This window comes from Ligilactobacillus apodemi DSM 16634 = JCM 16172, from assembly GCF_001434405.1.
GTDB lineage: Bacteria > Bacillota > Bacilli > Lactobacillales > Lactobacillaceae > Ligilactobacillus > Ligilactobacillus apodemi.
The window spans coordinates 29,833-48,781 of sequence record NZ_AZFT01000048.1 but is presented as its reverse complement, the minus strand read 5'-3'; the positions used below and the strand labels follow the sequence as shown (position 1 = coordinate 48,781).

Genomic DNA, 18,949 nt, shown 5'->3' with positions numbered 1-18,949 from the left:
CACCGCAACTAAAAAAAGAGAGCGCAGATGCTCTCTTTAGCTAACGTTCATCAAATTTAGACCAAACTGGTTCTAATGCGGTCAATAAAGCTTGATAAATTTGATATTTTTTCGCATACAATGCATGTTGTTTTTGATTTGGTTCAAAGCGCTCTTTGACCGTGACCATGTGGGAACAGGCCGTTTTAAAATCAGGGTATAGCCCCAGTCCAACCGCACAGGTCAACGCCCCACCTAAGCCTCCTAGCTCACTGGCGGCCACCGTTTCAACGGGGAGCCCAAAAACATCGGCAAACATTTGGACCCATGCCTTTGAATTAGTGGCTCCACCAGAGATACGCACCACGGATGGCGCTGTTTTAGCGACACTTAATAATTCAGTCAGGTGTTGGTAATGTGCAAAGACGATCCCTTCATAGACAGCTCTGATCATCTCCGAACGTGTCGTTTTATTATCAAGTCCCAAAAAACTCGCCTTAGCATCCGTCGAGACATTACTGCCATAAAGAAATGGGAAATAAATGAGTTTGGTAAATGTCGCATCGCTATTTGCCAAAAAAACTTCTAAGTCATCATAGATCGTTTTGCCTTTATCCTTGGCTTGCGCGACTTCTTTTTCCAGCAACAATTTGATCATTAAGGCTAAATTACCTGCTGAAGTTGGACTAGATGCTTCAACGAGCCATTTATCAGTTGGAAAAAGAGAATTCATCAAACCACTTGCTAGAGGTGCTGTTTTTTCACTAGGAAAAGTATTGATATTCCACGTTCCTGCGATCACGCTAAACTTATCCTCAGCTAACACACCCGTGGCTAATGCGCACGCATCAATATCAAATAAACCACTAAATACCGGCGTCCCTGTCACTAAGCCTGTCATTTTTGCCACTTCAGGCGTGATTTTGCCCCGAACATCAGTCGCTTTGATCAATGGAGACATCTTAAGATACATCTCTTCGATCCCAAAAAATTCAAATAACTTTGAATCATAGTGTCCCGTTGCTAGATCAAGGAAATGATTCCCCGAAGCATCCCCGATTTCTTGTTTGATCTCACCCGTCAAAAAATATCCCATGAGATCCTTATTAGCTAAAACACTACCGATCTGGGCGTATTTTTTAGGGTCATGCTTTTTTAACCACGCTAATAACACCGGAGCTTGGCTTGCCATGACGTGTTGTTTAGCATGATCATAAACGGTAGCGACCTTTTTTTCAAATTCTACGGCTAAATCTTTAGCCCGACTATCCGCCGATAAGATCCCATTCATCATGATCTCGCCAGCTTGATCAAGCACATATAAGCCCTTGCCATGGCCCACCGTCACTACCGCACTGATCTGCTCACCAGTCAGCCCTGTCTTTTTTAGCGCTTGTTTGATATTAAGCAAAACATCTTGGCGTAATTGGACCAGATCAAGTTCATGAAAGCCTGGTTTGGGGCTGAGATCTTTGGTCGGAAAAGCTTGGCTGCCTAATTCATTGCCATGATGATCAAAAATGATGATCTTTGTATTAGTCCCACCATTATCAATACTAAGAAAATATTTTTCCATCTAACTCACCTACTCTGCTGGTTCGATCAGATACACGGCAACTTCATTTACTTCACGGTTAGCTGACAAAAGATACTGCTTATCGTCTTTAGCATAGACTAAAATATTACTTGGTCCAACATCTTGTTGGATCACTTGAAAACTCAGATCTTCAGCCGTGATCAACACTAAATCACGTTCACCTTGGCGCCAGCCAAAAATAAAGTACTCATTTTGACCTAATTTTCCACCCCATAAAGCATGCCCAAAAGGTGTTTGTCCTGCTTTTTTAGTCACCGTCTTAAAATCACTGGTGGTCAAGCGCAGATCAGGCCCGTGAAAGCCCTCGACCATGAGATATTCTTCCTTGCCATCCCCATTTAGATCGGCACTAACGATATCTGAGATCTCATGGTCCAAGAGTTGTTCTAATTGCCAAGACTCAGCTTTCGTCGGCCAAGTCAATTTAAAGAGCCCTTGAACTCCCGTGATCAGCGAATAACCATCCATGCGCTTATAACCATGATTTTTTTGTAACGCTAAGTCTAATGCTTCTTTAGTGATCTTTTCGGTCTTCGGATCATATTCGCCCACCCAGATTTTTCCCGGATCAGACCAATCATCTTCGCCTTGTTTACTATTTGCGATCGAACAACCTACATACCAATAGCCTTGGCCATCATCTTTTGGCAACAGATCAAACCGGTGAACGTAAGGAAAGTCCCCGAGCACGGTTTGGTGCCAACCAGCGCCAGTCCAGGTTTCTTTAACGATCCGGCAAGTCTTGGCATTAAAGCCCGGATAAAAGCGTTGCGTTGCCAAGAAATCTAAGGTTCCTGGGATCTGAACTAAAGTCATTGTGCCTCCGACGTCTTCCCACACGAGCTGCTTTTTAAAGTTGTCATCTAGATCGTAGGCATAACACGGTGCGTCTTCTTCGGATGCCACCACCAAAAAATCACGTCCCTGAGCTTTTAAGCGCATCACCGCATAACAGTGATCTAAATTATCGGTAAATATCTTCGTAAATTTCATAATTATTTCCCCCAATTACAAAAACCGCTAGCTGGCTCTAACGGCAACTAACGGTCAAACAAAACTACTTGTTTACTTGATTAAGTGCCTTACCGTCGACTAAATAAGAGATCAAGTTTTCACTTGCTTCTTTAGCGATCGCGGTGCGGGCTTCAAGCGTCCCCGTCCCCGCATGTGGCGCCATGATCACGTTATCTAATTTGCGTAAAGCTTCTGGAATATCTGGTTCAGTCTCAAACACATCTAAGCCAGCGCCGGCGATCTGATGTGTTGCTAGAGCTTCAATCAAGTCATTTTGGTTAACTAGCGCCCCTCTAGCAGCATTGACAAGATAAGCCGTATCTTTCATCTTGCTAAAGACTTCGGCATTGATGATCCCCGCAGTGCTTGGCAAAGCTGGGGCGTGAAGCGTCAAAACATCAGCGCTCGTGATCAAAGTATCAAAATCAACATAGCGCACTCCTAATTTTTGTTCCAAGGCTTCGTCTAAGCGGTGCACATCATTATAAATGACATCCATCCCAAAGACTTGGGCAAATTTTGCGACCTCAGAGCCGATTCGCCCAAAGCCATAAACACCTAAAGTCTTACCTTGTAAGCTCATCCCCATATATTCTTGTTCAGAAACATCGATCCAGTCACCTTCGCGCACGACTTTATCGTAAAAGTACAAACGTCTTGTCGCTGCTAATAACAAAGCAAAAGTCATTTCAGCAGTTGGCACGCGTACCCCTTGTGGACAGTTGGAAACAACGATCCCTTTTTGTTTAGCATACTCAATATCAATGTGGTCAAAACCGACCCCGTTAGCGGTAATGATCTTTAAGTTTTTGCCCGCATCGATCAATTCTTTGTCCGCTTTAGTGCCCATCAAAAGTAACCCATCATATTCTGCCAAATGTTCTAAGATCCATTCCCGCGTTTCGATCTCAGGGTCATAAAAAACGTCAAATGTTTCCCGTAATTTGGTTAGTCCTTGTTCTGGAATGATCCCGGTCACTAAAATATTTGCTTTACTCATTATAAATTACCCCTTTTCTCATTTATTATCTTGTAAAAATGCTACAGCTGGATCGACCGAATCCTTTAAAGCTTGTACATGATCAGGCTTAAAGTAGACTTTAAGTGCATTTTCATACATTACCTGTTCTAATTCTTCAGCCGTAAAGATCTCAGTCTCAGAAAGCCAAGTTGCCAGTTGTTCATAAGTGTTAAATGTCGCTGACCACGGTGAATCAGTTCCCCAAATGATCCGCTTTGCACCTAGGATATCTTTGGCTAACTTCACATCTTTTTGACACCGTGGATAAGGAAAGGCTTCACTTCTTTCCCCTTCAATATCTTGGATCGCCGAAATATCAGTATAAATATTTTCATATGGTGCAAATTGCGTCAAAACATTTTCCAACCGATCCAAATGATCAGCATTAGGAAATGACAAGTGACACACGACAAAATCTAACTTCGGATAACGTTTAGCTAGCGCAACAATCGCTTCTGGTTGATAACTTGTTTGGCTACTATCACCATAATCGACTGTGACGACAAAGCCTGGATAATCGGCTAGATAGTGCATGATCTGTGAAACCTTAGCATGTTCTGCCAAAGAAAATGGTTGGTGGAACCCGTGTAAGCCACCACCTTGGCTGATCTCAAACTTGATCGCTCTAAAGCCTAAGACTTCTACGTGACGCTTGACGATATCTAACGCAAAATCGGCAAACGGATCAACGGCAAAGGCTGCGCTAAACTTGTCTGGATATTGCTTTGCGACTTGGTAAGAATAATAGTTTTGGTAGCCATTAAGTGTGCCTTGAAGTAAGACCGCTTTTTCAATTTGGTTTTCTTTCATTACTTCCAAGTATTTTTCGACTAAAACATCATCTTCGCCCCAACCATCTGGGATCAATTTGATCACTTCACCGTTATCCCAGATCGCATAGCCAGCGCCTAAAGGTGTCAATCTTCCTTGGCATTTTGAGCCTGCCAAAGCCCGCACTAAATGTAAATGACCGTCGATTTTTTTCATTGTATCTTCCTCCATAACTAATATTCGATTTTATCTGAACTACCAGAAAAGCCAGCATTTTTATCCGCCATTTGCTTGAGATAAGTCCAAATTTGTGCCCGATAGCGCCGTAAGCCGAAAAGTAACCCTAAATAGATCACGATACATAAGCCGATCCACAATGGATTTTGCGTGATAAACGCGGCAAAGACGAGCGCGTTTAGGGGACGGGCAACTAAGTTAAAGCTCGTGATCAAGACCACGCCTGCCGGGATCGCTGCCCCATAATGCGAAACTGCTCCTGTATATATTGTACCAAGCCAACTGGATGCATATAACCCTAAAGTAAACCACACGATCCCATTAGCAATAACTTTTAAAATGTTACCGCGCGTTAAAGCCACGATTGATTCGACCATAAATGGTAAGGCGATCAAGTCAACGATCGGCAAAGTTTTGTTGCCCGGTAGTAAAAAGGCAATGACTACCATGATCGGGATCAAGATGACCCCCGAAATGATCGTTGCTGGTTCACCATAACCAACGCCATCATCAACGCCCAAGAACCAGCGCTTTTTGTCGTTTAATTCATCAGTAACTTCACCTTGTTCAGCTGCTTTAGTCTGCCGATTCTTATCGATCTCTTCGGCTAACGGGGTAAAGGCTTTGGCAAACACGCCCGTTACCAATGGGAAGATCGTCATCACGGCGGAAAGCTGGATCGCAAATTGTAGGATCTGCCCCCAAGCCTTGAGATCACCTAAATTGTTCAAATTTCCGATGATTCCAATAATCAAACCTAACAAAGCCCCTAATGTCGTTGGTTCACCGAAAACACCCAATTTATCTTTGAAGGCTGCAGGTGTCATTTTAACTTTGTTGAAGCCTAATAAATTCCATAGGGGATCTAAAATGAGTGCGGGGATAACTTGTTCGATGTTATGCAAAGACGAGACCGTCGCATTTTTAACCCCGTAATAATCAGACCATCGATCGGCTTGAACTTCTGCCAATAAAAGCGCATACAATAACATAAAAAATGATAAGCCTAGTGAAAGCCAGACGTTTTGGGTCACAAAGTAGGCTAACGTGCCCCATAACATAAAGCCAAAATTGTTCCATAAATTCGATGGCATAAAGATCTTGGTGATCCCTAAAGCAAAGATGATCAACTCAAACAATAAGCCAAAGACAAAAAACGTCAACCCGACCGAAGAACCAAACGTTGCTAACGATCCTGCTTGCCAACCGATATCGACCACAGGCAGATCAATCCCCGTATTATCGACCATTTGCTTAATGATCGTAGTTACGACCGGCGTGAACTGGGAAATGATCCAACCAAAGCCCGTCAACCCCACGCCAGCGTAAAAGGCACTCATCATTGCAGTTTTTGGTTTGACCTTTAAAAAGAGCGCAATGATAAAAATCATGACCGGAACGACAACCGACGCGCCAAACGCCGTAAAAAAACTATTTACTGCTTCTAACATTAGAGTCTCCCCCTTTTACTAAATTCAACTCATTAGCCAAGGTCGCTAAGTCACTTTCATATTCAAATCCCAGTTCACTTACCGCCTCAAACTGCGCTACTAACGCTCTCCAATCTAATTCTCCTGCTTCTAGCCCCGTAACTACTAACCCATTAGCTGTCCTTTTGAAATTTTTTAAGTGTAGATATTGCGTCACTAAGTTAAGCTCACTTATGGCTTTTTTGACCGAGACATCAAGCCAACTCCAATTAGCGATGTCAAAACAATAGCTGATATGCGCTAACTGCGCTTTTGTGATCAAGGCGAAAAATTCTGTTGTTTTGGCTAAATCACTATTTGCCTTAGTTTGGTCATTTTCAAGGCGTAACTCAAAACTACCGTCTAAAAATGGGGCTAACAATTCTGCTAATTCTACTGCGGTCAAATTACCAAAATCCCCTAAATTAAGCTTGATGTGCTTTGCTTTTAAAGTTCGCATTTCATTTAAATAGCGAGGAAATTTAGGATTTAATTTACCGGCAACAAACAAAGTATCATTTACGCTGTAGTACAATGCCAGTTTCGCATTTTTTGCTTGATCGGCAATTTGTGCCAATTCTGTAGTCCCACCTTGCAAAAATTCATTACGGATCTCTACGGCATCAAAGCCTAGCATTTTTGCTAGATCAATCATTTCTTTTTGCCCTTTGGTGGCTAACTGTGGTTTAAATGCGATCGTGTTTAAAATGTATGTGGTCATCTGCTCCACCTTTTTTCTAAAACAAGCCAATAACAAATGCATCATGATCATGAAAGGATAATTTTAGTTAAGCGCTTAACTAAAATTTACGCTTTAAGTTTAACATTTAGCAATGTAAGCGTCAACATTTTTAACTCAAATAATTGCCAATAAAAAAAGGCCACAGCTGATTTACTGTGACCTATAACGGTATTATTCAAAAGCTTTGTTTTAAAATTATCTCGGTCGGAACGATATATTTTTGTGGTAAAGCGCTTTTCTTGTCTAATAATTTGGCTAACAACAATTCTGCTGCCATGACTCCGATTTTTTTAGAATCTTGGCGAATGCAACTGATCTCGGGACGCATAATCTGCATCCAGTCAAATTCTTCGTAAGTTGCGACCCCATAATCACGTGGATATTGATAGGCTTTGAGTTGCATCGCTTTTAGCAACCGTAAAAACACCCGTGCGTTCATCGTAAAAAAGCCGATCTTTTTAGTGCCTTTTTGCGCCATTAAAGTCTCGATCTGTGCTTCAAATTGTTGATACGCTTCCTTTTGCCCTAAATGTGGCACGGTCAATAAGTGCTCACCTAAAGCGTAACCCGTAGCCTCTAAAAAGCCTTGATAGCGCATTTGTCGCGTACTTACCTCTTCTAAAGGCCAAGTCACAAAATACAATTCATCATAACCAGCTTGCACCATGTGCGTGACCATTTCTTTAACGGCTTGGCGATTATCGGTCACGATCGTATCAAACAATAGCTCTTTTGCCTGCCGGTCGACCATCACTAGTGCCTCATTTGTTAGAGATTTATAAATCGGACTATTGGGATCGACCGCATCAACGATCATCCCACTTACACTTTCAGTGCGCAAACTCAAAATATTATTGACCTCTTTTTTTTGATCATTATCCGCATTCGTAAAGATCATCTTGTAGCCGTGTTGCGTACAAACTTCCGAGATCCCTGACATTACGGGCGAAGTAAACGGATTGGTGATATCTGAGATCGATACCCCAATCGTTTTATTTTCATGTTTCGCCAAATTACGCGCCGTACTATTAGGACGATACCCCGTCTGATCGATGACTTTAGCCAAATGATCACGCGTTTTTTGCGACATTTTTTGATAATTACCATTTAAGTAGTTTGACACCGTTGCGATCGAATACCCCGAGATCTTCGCAATGTCATTGATAGTCAATTTTTCCACGCATTTTCCCCTCTTGCCTAATTGATCTTATTGCCCCATTATAACATTAATTAGTTGCCAGACACTAAAACGCTTTTGGTTAGTAAACTTCACATTCGTAGAAATTGTAGTATGGCTTATTAAAGTCAAAATCTGCTAATTCAGATACTTTGATCACTGTATCGGCAGCGCCCCAACTCATCAAATTGATTGGTTTACCGTAGTCTTCATCTGGGATCACGATCACAATGTATTTGCCTAAGGCCTTAGCTAAACCTAATTCGACCCCACAGCCGATATCTTCTTCATCGGGCAAATACGTACATAAAAAGAGGTCTGAGCTCTTGATGCCGACACAATCGCCGTTAAAAGTTGCCGTTTGCCATTCTTTATCGGCTAATAATTCAGGGTGTTCATCCACACGTAACCCTTTATATTGATGTTCTAATGGGACATAACTATTTTTATCATCGATCGTCTTATTTTGTTTGATTGCTGCCATCACTTGATCATAAGCAGCGGTTTGTTTTGGTGAAAACCAGCCGGCTGCAAAATATACGGTCTTTTGTCTAATATTTTCGTTACTCATTTGATTACCAACTTTCTTTTGATTTGACTAATAATAGTCTCTTAGTTTAATTATGCGCGCATTTTTTTGATTTACAAATTGTTCTCCAGCTAACAAAAGATCGTCCCAACTAATGGACGATCTTTTGTTAAGCTATCATAAAATGGTGGTTGGTTACGGCAGCGCGCAAACCGACCTTGCCACTGCTGATATCATTATTCAATGAAAGTAATAATTCACCGGCGAACATAACCAAAATCACCAGCAAAAGACATACTAAGATGAGTACAAATCCATCTCTTTTCATTTTCCGTTTCAAACTATCCCCTCAAAGTACTAATTTTTAATAGCCATAGTAGCTGCTTGTTGTACTATAGCTTTGAAGAAGTTGTTGGTACATCATGATTTGATAAGTGATCGTTTGGATCGTAAAGTAACTAACGATACTAAAGACCAAGCCCCCACATAATACAAGGGCGATCACTAAACCTTTATAGCCATAAACTCTCTTACCAAGTGCACTTTGCGTTTCAAAGCGGTAATAGTTACCTTCAAAGACTGATTTTTGGCACATGAACACGATAAACAAGATGTTAGCGATCGGCACTAATTGCAAGATCGTCCAACCACCGCTCATTCCGATGTCACGAGACCGACGTGCCCCAGCGGCTAAATTGATCAAGATCAAAGTGAGCAACGCTGTGAAAAAGGCATACCATGAAACATAACTTAAAATTTGCGAACTTAATTCTTCACCGTATGTATCTAAGATGTTAGCTAAAGAATCTAAACCAAAGACGATTGCGGAAACGACCGCAAATAATAGGATACTTCCTAATTCACCATACCAAAAATCGGCCCGGCTCATGCATTTGCCATAACGGAAAATATCTTTAAACATCAATTTAGTCGAATCAACTAAGTTTGGCTTGTTGTCAGAAACAACAACTTCAACTTCCAATGCTAACCCACAATTGTTACAAAAATTACTATTTTCGGGATTTTTTGCCCCACATTTTTTACAATCCATCGTTTATTTGCTATGTAAATGAGCGATCACACCTATCAAAAAGAACGATAGCAGCTCCTCTCTTAAATAATTTGCTATTTGCGTTTGCTGATCGCCAACAATAACTTTCAGCTCAAGGCCCATTTTTACTCTTTTTCTCAAGCTCAACGTTATTTGACCCTACGACCACACCAGATTTAACTAAAAATCAAGTACCTATTTTAGCATACATTTATTTTTTTTGACATACCCTAACTTGATTTATCACCTCAAAAAAGAAGCACTGCCCCCAAGTGTCAGTGCTTCCCCGTTTTCCCTCGTATCTAATTCTACCTTACTTTTGCGATTTGAACAAAAACTTACACTTATCAAAAGACCCCCGTTACTTGTAAAAAATCACAAATAACGAGGGTCTGTGCTTAGCTAAGCTTATTCAACTGTCACACTCTTAGCTAAGTTACGTGGCTTATCAACATCATAACCACGTTGCATACTTGCATAGTAAGCCAATAATTGGGTTGGCACAACCGAAACAAGTGGTGACAACAATGGATCGATATCTGGTAAGATGATTTGATCACCAGCTACTGCTAAGTCACGACTAGCGATGAATAAGACGTTAGCACCACGAGCAATAACTTCTTGGGCATTGCTTCGGGTATGAGCGGCCATCTTTGGATCGGTGATGATCGCCACAACTGGTGTACCGTCTTCGATCAAGGCGATCGTACCGTGTTTTAATTCACCTGACGCAAAACCTTCTGTTTGGATGTAAGAAACTTCTTTTAACTTCAAAGCAGCTTCTTGGGCCAAAGCGTAGTCGACCCCACGGCCAATGTAAAAGGCATTGCGGGTTGTTGCTAAAAGATCTTTAGCAATTTGTTCGATCTTGCCCTTTTCATCAACTAATTCTTGCATCCCATTAGCAACTTTCGTCAATTCCTTAGCAACATCGAATTCTTTAGCACGCTCGATGTTTTTAGCTTCACCGTAAGCTTTAACTAAAATAGCTTCTAAAGCGATCTGTGCGGTATAAGCCTTAGTAGAAGCAACCGCAATTTCTGGACCAGCATGTAACAACAAGGTGTGGGTTGCTTCACGCGAAAGAGTCGAGTTAGGCACATTTGTGATCGTCAAGCTTGGGTAACCCCATTTATTTACTTGCGTCAATACTTGGCGACTATCAGCTGTTTCACCACTTTGAGTCAAGAAAATAAAGAATGGTTTTTCCGATAACAATGGTGGGTTATAAGCAAATTCAGAAGCCACATGTACTTCGGTTGGAATATTAGCTAATTTTTCAAATAATTCCTTACCGACAAGCCCTGCATGGTAACTTGTTCCGGCAGCCACGATGTAAAGGCGGTCTGCTTGGGAAAGATCATCCAATAAAGCTTGATCGATCTTAACTGTGCCATCTTCGTTGAAGTATTCTTGGACTAATTTACGCATTACCCCAGGTTGTTCATCGATCTCTTTTAACATGTAATGAGCGTAAGCACCTTTTTGCACTGCTTCTGGGTCAGTGTCGACATGGAAAGGTTCACGTTTGATCTCATTGTCATCTTGGTCTAAGATCTTGATGCTTTGTGGTTCAACGATCACAACTTCACCGTCAGTTAATTCGATAAAGTCATGTGTTTGGTTGAGCATTGCAAGTGCATCGGAACAAACCACGTTAAAGCCATCACCGACCCCGATCAACAATGGGCTCTTGTTTTTAGCGACAAATAACTTGCTAGGATCTTCTTTGTCCATCAACAAGAAAGCATAAGATGAGCTTTCATCAACTAAACTCAAAACTTTTCTAAAGGCTGCAAACGTATCAAGCCCTTCAGCAGCAAATTTGCCCACTAATTGGACGATGATCTCAGTATCGGTATCACTCTTAAGTTCAACGTCAGCTAAATATTTTTCTCTTAGTCCACTGAAGTTACCGATCACACCGTTGTGAACTAAGAAAAAGCGGCCATCAGCGGAAACATGTGGGTGAGCATTAGTTACACTTGGTACCCCGTGAGTTGCCCAACGTGTATGTCCGATCCCCGTAGAGCCCTTGACTTCTGGTCCCACTAAAGCACGTAAGTCAGCGATCCGTCCTTTTTCTTTTACTAAAAAGCCATCACCGTGTTGATCATTAACATAGATCCCTGCTGAGTCATAGCCCCGATATTCAAGTTGTTGTAAACCATCTAATAAGATGTCTGTTGCATTTTGGTTGCCTGTAACACCAACGATACCACACATAATAAAATACCTCTCATTTTTAAATTGGTATATACCTTAAAATTATCTTAATTTTTATATAAAAGTCACTATATCAGTAACACGACTAAATATATCGCACAATTTTTTAGCTGTCAACCAAAAAACTCAAAATTGGTATACCCAATGAAAAAAGAACACTTCGCTCAATGAACAAAGTGCTCTTTTGCCAAATTATTTTTGGTATACTAGCTCGCCGTCAATGTAAGTTTCACTCAATTCAAGCGCTGGATCGATCACGATAAAATCGGCAGCTAGACCAGTTTCGATCTTGCCACAAACATCAGCGATCCCCGCACTTTGCGCTGGGATTTGTGTCGCCATCATTAAGGCATCAGGTAAACTGCAGATCCCCCAGTTAACTAAATTTTGCACCGCACTAAAAAGTTCTAAGACACTCCCAGCTAGACTGCCGCCATTTTGCAACCGGGCTGCGCCGTCTTTAACATCAACTAAAAACTCACCTAACTTATATTGCCCTGCCGGCATCCCACCAGCTTGCATACAATCGGTCACTAAAGCGAGTTTAGCCGATGTTTTGGCGTTAACTAAAGCTTGGATCGCTCCCGGATGGATGTGATGTCCGTCACAGATCATTTCGGCATACGCCTTGGTACTAAAGAGCGCCCCGACCATCCCTGGAGCCCGGTGCTGTAGTCCACTCATCCCGTTATACGCATGGACAAAGAAACTAGCACCATGATCAAGGGCGGCTAAGGCTTGTTCATAAGTGGCATCACTATGCCCTAAACCGACTTTGACACCAGCCGCCACTGCTTTTGGGATAAAATCTAGCGCACCTGCTTTTTCAGGGGCAAGAGCGATCTTTTTGATCATCCCGCCAGAAGCTGCCTGTAGTTCTAGTAATTCATCAATGTCTGCGGGGCGCATATAGCGTGGATCTTGCGCACCTTTATGCGGGATCGTGAAGTACGGTCCTTCTAAATAGATTCCTTGGATCTTGGCACCTTTGATGTGGGCATGATTTTGCCCGATCAATTGACAAACTTGTTTTAGTTTTTCTTTTGAGGCAGTTAACGTTGTCGGTAAAAATGAGGTGACACCACACGCCAACAAACCTTGGGCGATCTTAGACAAACCATTTAAATCGCCATCCATCACATCGTGTCCCAAATAACCATGAATGTGGGTATCGACCAAACCTGGTGCAATCAACATTTCGCCTTTGTCGATCACTTTGGCATCTTTTGGCAACTTCTTTACTGCCAAATAGTTACCAAATTTGCCATCTTTGATCTCTAAAAAGCCCCCATTTTTCAAACCACTTTTAGTTAAAAAACTCTTTGCTTTTAGATAATAGTGCATTCTTGTTTACCTCGTTCAATTGAATTCGTGGATCACAACACCTTCGACTACCCGGTTAACCGTTCCAGTCGGCGAAGGGGTGTCCGGGGTATTTTTGAGCTTAACCGCCGTTAACAACGCCACTGTCTGGGCGACCATCACATCTGGTAACGCTAAATAACCAGCTGGCAATAATTCATCACTTGTCAAAGCGATTTTTGTTCCCGCAAATGGGATATCAGCTAATTGCCCGACTGCAACAGTCTTTTTAGCGATCTGATCATGGAAGATCTCGTTTAAAACATCTAGATCGTATTGTTTAGTATAGGCATCGTTACCTACAAAACCAAGGACTAGCGTTTTATCCGTGATAAATGATTTTGGCCCATGTCTAAAGCCCATCGAAGAATCAAAACTAGTGGCGATCTGGCCATGGGTCAATTCTAAGATCTTTAGTTGCGCTTCGCGAGCAAGCCCACTTAAACTACCCGAACCAAGATAAACGATTCGCTCAAAATCTAGGTCGACTAGGTCTTTTATTTTTGCTTCATTAGTAAGCACTTCACGCCCCAAGCTCGCACATTTAGCAACATATGCTAATTTTTGTGCTGGTGTAGTTTGATCAAAGAACAACAAGCCCGCTAAGACCATGCACGAAAATGAACCAGTCATCGCAAACCCTTTGTCATTTGAACATTGGGGCATCAAAACGACTAAGCTGTCGGGATCACTATTGCCAAATTTAGCTAACTCACCTTCAGGCGCACAGGTGATGATCAAATGTTTGATATTTTTGACTAACCGCGTTGCCAATTGCACCGTTGCTTTACTTTCAGGACTATTCCCACTGCGCGCAAACGAAACAAGGAGCGTCGGTTCGTTTGGCAATAAATAATCTTTCGGACTGGCAACGATATCGGTCGTTGCTAAACTCTCAAAGCTAAATAGGCTTGAGTCACCGACTTGGCGCAAATATGGCACTAGCGTATCGCCCACATATTGTGAGGTGCCTGCTCCCGTAAAAATGACCCGTAGTTTTTGATTTTCTTTGAGCACAAAGCTGGTGATAAATTCAGCTAATTTAGCTTGATATTGTTGATAGATCAAGGCTGTTTCTTCCCAAAGTTCTGGCTGTTGAGCGATCTCTTTTGTCGTGATCAAAGCGCCTAATTTTTTTAATTGTGCCTCACTTGTTGTAAACATTACCTTCACTTCCCATCTACATTAGCGCCTTTAGGGCATCGTTAACATCAGTCACACCATTTTTCGCATCGTTCACTAAGTCGGCTTCACTGCCTAACATCGAAGCATTCAAATAGCCGATGACCATTGCCATATTCATGCCAGCATATAACCGATAATCTTTGCCCGCCATGATCTCTTTAGCAATAACGTTACATGGCGTACCACCGTAAAGATCGGCTAAAACGGTAAAGTCAGTTAAGCCTGCCACCGTTTGTTCAAATTTAGCCAAAAACTCGGCTTGGCCTTCATTTGGCAATAAAGCAACCGTATAAATATCATCTTGTGGTCCCATGATCATCTCAACACTTTTTTTCAATTCTACACACATTTCACCGTGACTGATCAAAATTAATGGTTTCATTATAAATTTCATCCTTTCTTGCTAGAAACAAACCATAGTAACATTTACCATGGTCCGTTTGATACGTTATTTTGAAATAACTCCAAGTGCCGACAATGCGATCGAAATAAACAATACGATAAAGATCGCCTTAGTCGACGTCATACTTTTCTTACCTAACATCCAGTAGATCCCTAAAACGATAACTGCTGGTAATAACCGTGGTAACAACATGTCTAAGTTATTTTGTAAATCAACTTTCACGTCCCCGATCATTGGCGCCCAAGCAATCTTAACGTTGATCATCGTTGCTACCAACGCACCGACCATGAAGACCCCGAGTTGGGTTGCTGCAGCGGTCAAAGCATTCAAGCGGTGCTGCATTGTAGTCACTAACTGTGTTCCTTCGCGGTAAGCAAATTTTAATTGACTCCAACGAAAGATCATGATTGCGATACAGGCGATCACCCAGATCAAAACGCCTAATGGATTGCCTTTTACCGCCATATCAGCTGCAATTGCCCCAAAGATCGCTGGGACTAACGCGCCAAAGATCGCATCCCCGATCGCGGCAAAAGGTCCCATCAAACCTGTTTTGATCCCATTGACAGTTTCAGCCGATTTTTCGCCTTCCTCTTCTTCTAACGCCAAATCGATCCCCGTTACGATCGTGTTAAAAAAGTTTGACGTGTTGAAAAATTGGGCGTGTAATTTCATCATCCGTTTTAACTCAGGGGTATCATCACCATAGAGCTTGCGCAATTGAGGCAAGATCGTATATAGATAACCTGAACCTTGCATGCGTTCGTAGTTCCAACCTAATTGAAAACCAAAGAGACTACGCCGATTGATCTGTTTAAAGTCTGCAGCGGTCAATTTATAACCGGTTGTCTTTGTTTTATTAGAGTTCGTCATCTTCAATTTCCCCCTCACTGTTATTATTTACGGCTGCACTTTCAGCGGGTGCTTTTGGTGCTTGTTCTTTTTCGGTATTGTTCTTGTATGAAATATAGGCTAAAGCTAAGCCGATCAAAGCGATCGCTAACATTGGTAAACTGTTGAAGTTAGCCACTAAGGTCTTATCTAAGCCCATGACACTGGTACCAAGTGTTTGAATGTTGCCAAAGATCGTTGTCAAAATTGCGGTGATCACAAAACCTAAAATAAGATAGGCAAAGTTTTTCTTCACTGGCAAGTAGCGTAATAAGATCGCAAAACCAACTGCTGGTAAAACTGCCCCAGCAACTGATAAACCATCACCTAACCACTTAAGATCGCCATTTAAATAACCAACGACTTTCGAAACCAAACCACCGCCAAATGCTAAAGCTAAAAAGACTGGTAACATCCGAGAAAGTGACCAAGAGATTGCTCCCATCAAGAAGTGACGTTCGATTTTTTTGTATTGGAAGTTTTCGATGTCTTTATCGATCTTGTGTGCAAAGTAGGTGTTGGCAAAACGCCCTAAAATATCGGTTTGGATCATTAACGCCGCTACTGGCACCGCGATTGCTGCCATCGCTTGTTTAGGATCCATCCCCACTGAGACTGCAAAGGCGGTCGCTAAGACAGTTCCTGAGTTCGCGTCAATTCTGGAAGCGCCGCCAAAAGTTCCGACACCTAAGATCGTTAACTGCATCATCCCACCGATGTATAAACCTGTTTTTAAATCACCCATAATAAGTCCTGAAATAAAACCCGCAAATACTGCGGAACCGGCGGATGAGTTGATTTGCAATTCATCTAAGATCTGATAGCCTGCATATAACGTTAATAGTAAAATTTGCCACCATGCGATCGTCATTTTAAATTCACCCCTTCTTGTCTAAGAGACTCATAAAGTCTTCGGCAGAATCAGCCGGAACCATTTGGTGGACCAAACGGACTCCACGTGCTTGTAATTCTTTAAATTCAGCAATATCTTCTTTTTCGACATTGACCGAGCGTGTGACCGCTATGGTCGTATCGGTCTGAGACATGTTACCAACGTTGATCTCTTCAATCGGCACACCTTTTTTGACCAATTCCAACAAATAGTGCGGTTTCTTAGCAACGATCAATAAACGTTGCGATTCATAGCGTTTTGCTAAAATATTTTCGGCGGCGAGTTCATAAGGTAAAACACTTAATTTGACGCCGGCCGGAGTTGCTAATTTCAACCCACTTTTTTCGATCGCACTTTTGGAAACTTCATCATCGACGACCATGATCCGAGTAATATTTAACTTTGTTGTCCACAAATTGGCTACTTGACCATGGATCAAGCGCCCATCGATCCTTACTCCAATAATCATTATTGTTCACTCCTTAATTGCTTATAAATTGGTTCTTTAACTAAATCTATCGTGTCACAATATTTACCTTCAGTCTCAAAGATAACGATTTCATTTTTACCTACTTCAAAAAATGAGGCGGGACAAAAGAGCGCTAATTGCGGTCCCACTTGCCAAAAACGCCCTAAATTATGTCCGTTTAATAACGCTACACCTTTACCAAAATGAGTCAGGTCTAGGTAACAATCACCGGTTTTAGCTAAGTCAAAAGTATATTTATAAAAGCTTGGTGTCTGTTGCAAATAAGGTCGCTTATAATCAAGTTGTGCGAGCTTACTTAAGTCAAGTGCATATTGTTGCCAATCACTAACAAAGTGGAGATCGACCATTACCCCAGTTCGGATCCCTTTTTGTTGTGTTTGCGCCGTTAATTTGCTCCCATAATTGACTCGTCCCATGTTTTCGACCAAAATGTCGAGCTGGTTATATTTTTGTGGTAATTTGACCTCGATCGGCGCTCCGATCTCTTCTTGGTATTGCGTCTTTTCATGTTGTTCTTCCACATAAACTTGGACCCGATCACGGGCATCGATCACGCGCAATTTTTCAGTTGCTAACGTATCACGTTCAATGTGAGTCCGATACAACAAATAACCGTAAAATTGTCCAACTGTTTCCATTGTTTGCGGATATTGACTATCCGTGCGACTAGTTACATGATGTAAATTCCCAAATAAACTAGTCTTGTGTGAGAGCGGGATTTGTAAGCGCTCTATTTTTTGGCTATAAAGCGGGGTCGCTTGTTTTAACTCAGGGTACAACTCATGGATCAAATCTTGGATCATAAAATACGTTGGTGTAGGATCACCGACTTCATTTAGTGGTGCGCCATAATCATAGGCTGTGATCTGTGATAGATCATGTTCCAAACGCGCCGAACAACCATTCATAAACCCAAAGTTCGTGCCGCCATGAAACATATAGAGATTTACGCCCTCGCCTAATAACAAGACTTCCCGTAAAGCATCTAATAGCTCAGCTTGATCACGCTTGACCACCGGTTTACCCCAGCGACTAAACCACCCATCCCAAAATTCCATACAAAGTAAGGGTTGTTTTACGCCTAATTCAGCTTGATAAGCTCTCATTTGTGCAAAGTTTTCTTTTGCGTGTGAGCCAAAATTTCCTGTGGCTAAAACATTATCTTCTAACAAGCTCCCTGCCCGTAAAGTAGCGCGCCAGGCACCATCAGCTGTAAATAATGGAACATCTACCCCCAACTTTTCCATTAAAGCTTTGATACTACGCAAGTACGCTTTATCTTCACCATATGAACCATATTCATTTTCGATCTGCATCATCATGATTGGTCCACCATGTGAGCGTTGCAAAGGAACTAGGATTTTAAATAATTCGCGGTAGTAACACTCAACGCAGGCTAAATAGGTCGGATCATTAGCACGTAATCTCACGCCCTGTAAATTTAAAAGCCATGCTGGCAAACCGCCAAATTCCCATTCCGCACAAATATAAGGCGAAGGTCTAACAATAACATTTAAGCCTAATTCTTGTGCTAATTTTATAAAGGCCCCTAGATCTAGTTGCCCAGTAAAATCAAATTCACCTGCCCTTGGTTCATGCAGATTCCACGCCGTATAGGTCTCAACCGTGTTAAAACCTAGCGCCTTCAAATTGAATAAAGAACGACGCCAGTTCGCGCGGGGAACCCTGAAGTAATGGATCGCACCTGAAAGAAGCTTAAATTCTTGCCCATCTAAATACAGCTTATCTTCCTGTACCTTTAAATTATCCATTTTCATTACCTCATAGATTTAGTATGTTAATATATTAAGTTACGCTAGTGTTTCATAAGTTTCTTAAAACATCGGCTTCAGCCATAAAAGGTATATACCCATAAATGATGCCCTCACACTGATGTATGCGCTATCATTTAC

18 protein-coding genes are annotated in these 18,949 nt (G+C 41.8%); all 18 read right to left on the bottom strand.

Annotation, left to right across the window (positions count from 1 at the left end; all coding sequences use genetic code 11):
• Nucleotides 1-40: 40 nt before the first annotated feature.
• The 18 genes from FC32_RS04015 to FC32_RS03935 all read right to left on the bottom strand — a co-directional run bounded on the left by FC32_RS04015 (nt 41) and on the right by FC32_RS03935 (nt 18,808).
• Complete coding sequence (locus FC32_RS04015; RefSeq protein WP_035459572.1) at nt 41-1,555, bottom strand: FGGY-family carbohydrate kinase; 1,515 nt, start codon at nt 1,553-1,555, stop codon at nt 41-43.
• A gap of 9 nt (nt 1,556-1,564) precedes the next feature.
• The gene (locus FC32_RS04010) at nt 1,565-2,569 is read right to left on the bottom strand and encodes a hypothetical protein (RefSeq protein ID WP_025086683.1); all 1,005 of its coding nucleotides are present in this window, start codon (nt 2,567-2,569) and stop codon (nt 1,565-1,567) included.
• A 64-nt stretch (nt 2,570-2,633) separates the two neighbouring features.
• Nucleotides 2,634-3,590, bottom strand: a complete 957-nt coding sequence (locus tag FC32_RS04005) for an NAD(P)-dependent oxidoreductase (protein ID WP_025086682.1) — start codon at nt 3,588-3,590, stop codon at nt 2,634-2,636.
• A gap of 18 nt (nt 3,591-3,608) precedes the next feature.
• The gene (locus tag FC32_RS04000; RefSeq protein ID WP_025086681.1) at nt 3,609-4,598 is read right to left on the bottom strand and encodes an amidohydrolase family protein; all 990 of its coding nucleotides are present in this window, start codon (nt 4,596-4,598) and stop codon (nt 3,609-3,611) included.
• A gap of 17 nt (nt 4,599-4,615) precedes the next feature.
• Nucleotides 4,616-6,070, bottom strand: coding sequence for a PTS galactitol transporter subunit IIC (locus FC32_RS03995; protein ID WP_056957282.1), 1,455 nt, complete (start codon nt 6,068-6,070; stop codon nt 4,616-4,618).
• Nucleotides 6,051-6,809, bottom strand: coding sequence for a hypothetical protein (locus tag FC32_RS03990; RefSeq protein WP_035459568.1), 759 nt, complete (start codon nt 6,807-6,809; stop codon nt 6,051-6,053). The genes FC32_RS03995 and FC32_RS03990 overlap by 20 nt, the downstream gene beginning before the upstream one ends.
• A 196-nt stretch (nt 6,810-7,005) precedes the next feature.
• Nucleotides 7,006-8,010 carry a LacI family DNA-binding transcriptional regulator gene (locus FC32_RS03985; RefSeq protein ID WP_025086680.1) on the bottom strand — a complete coding sequence of 335 codons (1,005 nt, stop codon included), beginning with the start codon at nt 8,008-8,010 and terminating at the stop codon, nt 7,006-7,008.
• A 79-nt stretch (nt 8,011-8,089) separates the two neighbouring features.
• Nucleotides 8,090-8,578 (bottom strand): nucleoside 2-deoxyribosyltransferase, encoded by a 489-nt coding sequence (locus tag FC32_RS03980; protein ID WP_025086679.1) that lies wholly within the window; start codon nt 8,576-8,578, stop codon nt 8,090-8,092.
• A 127-nt stretch (nt 8,579-8,705) separates the two neighbouring features.
• Nucleotides 8,706-8,876, bottom strand: a complete 171-nt coding sequence (locus tag FC32_RS10900; RefSeq protein ID WP_156399005.1) for a hypothetical protein — start codon at nt 8,874-8,876, stop codon at nt 8,706-8,708.
• Nucleotides 8,877-8,900: 24 nt separating this feature from the next.
• On the bottom strand, nt 8,901-9,587 hold the full coding sequence (locus tag FC32_RS03975) for a DUF805 domain-containing protein (protein WP_025086678.1): 687 nt from the start codon (nt 9,585-9,587) through the stop codon (nt 8,901-8,903).
• Between the two features lie 408 nt (nt 9,588-9,995).
• The gene (gene glmS / locus FC32_RS03970) at nt 9,996-11,813 is read right to left on the bottom strand and encodes a glutamine--fructose-6-phosphate transaminase (isomerizing) (protein WP_025086677.1); all 1,818 of its coding nucleotides are present in this window, start codon (nt 11,811-11,813) and stop codon (nt 9,996-9,998) included.
• A 192-nt stretch (nt 11,814-12,005) separates the two neighbouring features.
• A complete protein-coding gene (nagA, locus tag FC32_RS03965) occupies nt 12,006-13,157 on the bottom strand; it encodes an N-acetylglucosamine-6-phosphate deacetylase (RefSeq protein WP_056957281.1) in 1,152 nt (383 codons plus the stop codon).
• A gap of 15 nt (nt 13,158-13,172) precedes the next feature.
• Nucleotides 13,173-14,339, bottom strand: a complete 1,167-nt coding sequence (locus FC32_RS03960) for an AgaS family sugar isomerase (protein WP_025086676.1) — start codon at nt 14,337-14,339, stop codon at nt 13,173-13,175.
• A 16-nt stretch (nt 14,340-14,355) separates the two neighbouring features.
• On the bottom strand, nt 14,356-14,745 hold the full coding sequence (locus FC32_RS03955) for a PTS sugar transporter subunit IIA (protein WP_025086675.1): 390 nt from the start codon (nt 14,743-14,745) through the stop codon (nt 14,356-14,358).
• A gap of 63 nt (nt 14,746-14,808) precedes the next feature.
• On the bottom strand, nt 14,809-15,636 hold the full coding sequence (locus FC32_RS03950; protein ID WP_025086674.1) for a PTS system mannose/fructose/sorbose family transporter subunit IID: 828 nt from the start codon (nt 15,634-15,636) through the stop codon (nt 14,809-14,811).
• Nucleotides 15,623-16,525: a PTS mannose/fructose/sorbose/N-acetylgalactosamine transporter subunit IIC gene (locus tag FC32_RS03945; RefSeq protein WP_056957280.1), complete on the bottom strand. Its 903-nt coding sequence runs from the start codon at nt 16,523-16,525 to the stop codon at nt 15,623-15,625. Before FC32_RS03945 ends, FC32_RS03950 begins: the two co-directional genes overlap by 14 nt.
• Nucleotides 16,526-16,532: 7 nt before the next feature.
• Nucleotides 16,533-17,018, bottom strand: coding sequence for a PTS sugar transporter subunit IIB (locus tag FC32_RS03940; protein WP_025086673.1), 486 nt, complete (start codon nt 17,016-17,018; stop codon nt 16,533-16,535).
• Nucleotides 17,015-18,808, bottom strand: coding sequence for a glycoside hydrolase family 35 protein (locus FC32_RS03935; protein ID WP_056957279.1), 1,794 nt, complete (start codon nt 18,806-18,808; stop codon nt 17,015-17,017). Before FC32_RS03935 ends, FC32_RS03940 begins: the two co-directional genes overlap by 4 nt.
• Nucleotides 18,809-18,949: the final 141 nt, after the last annotated feature.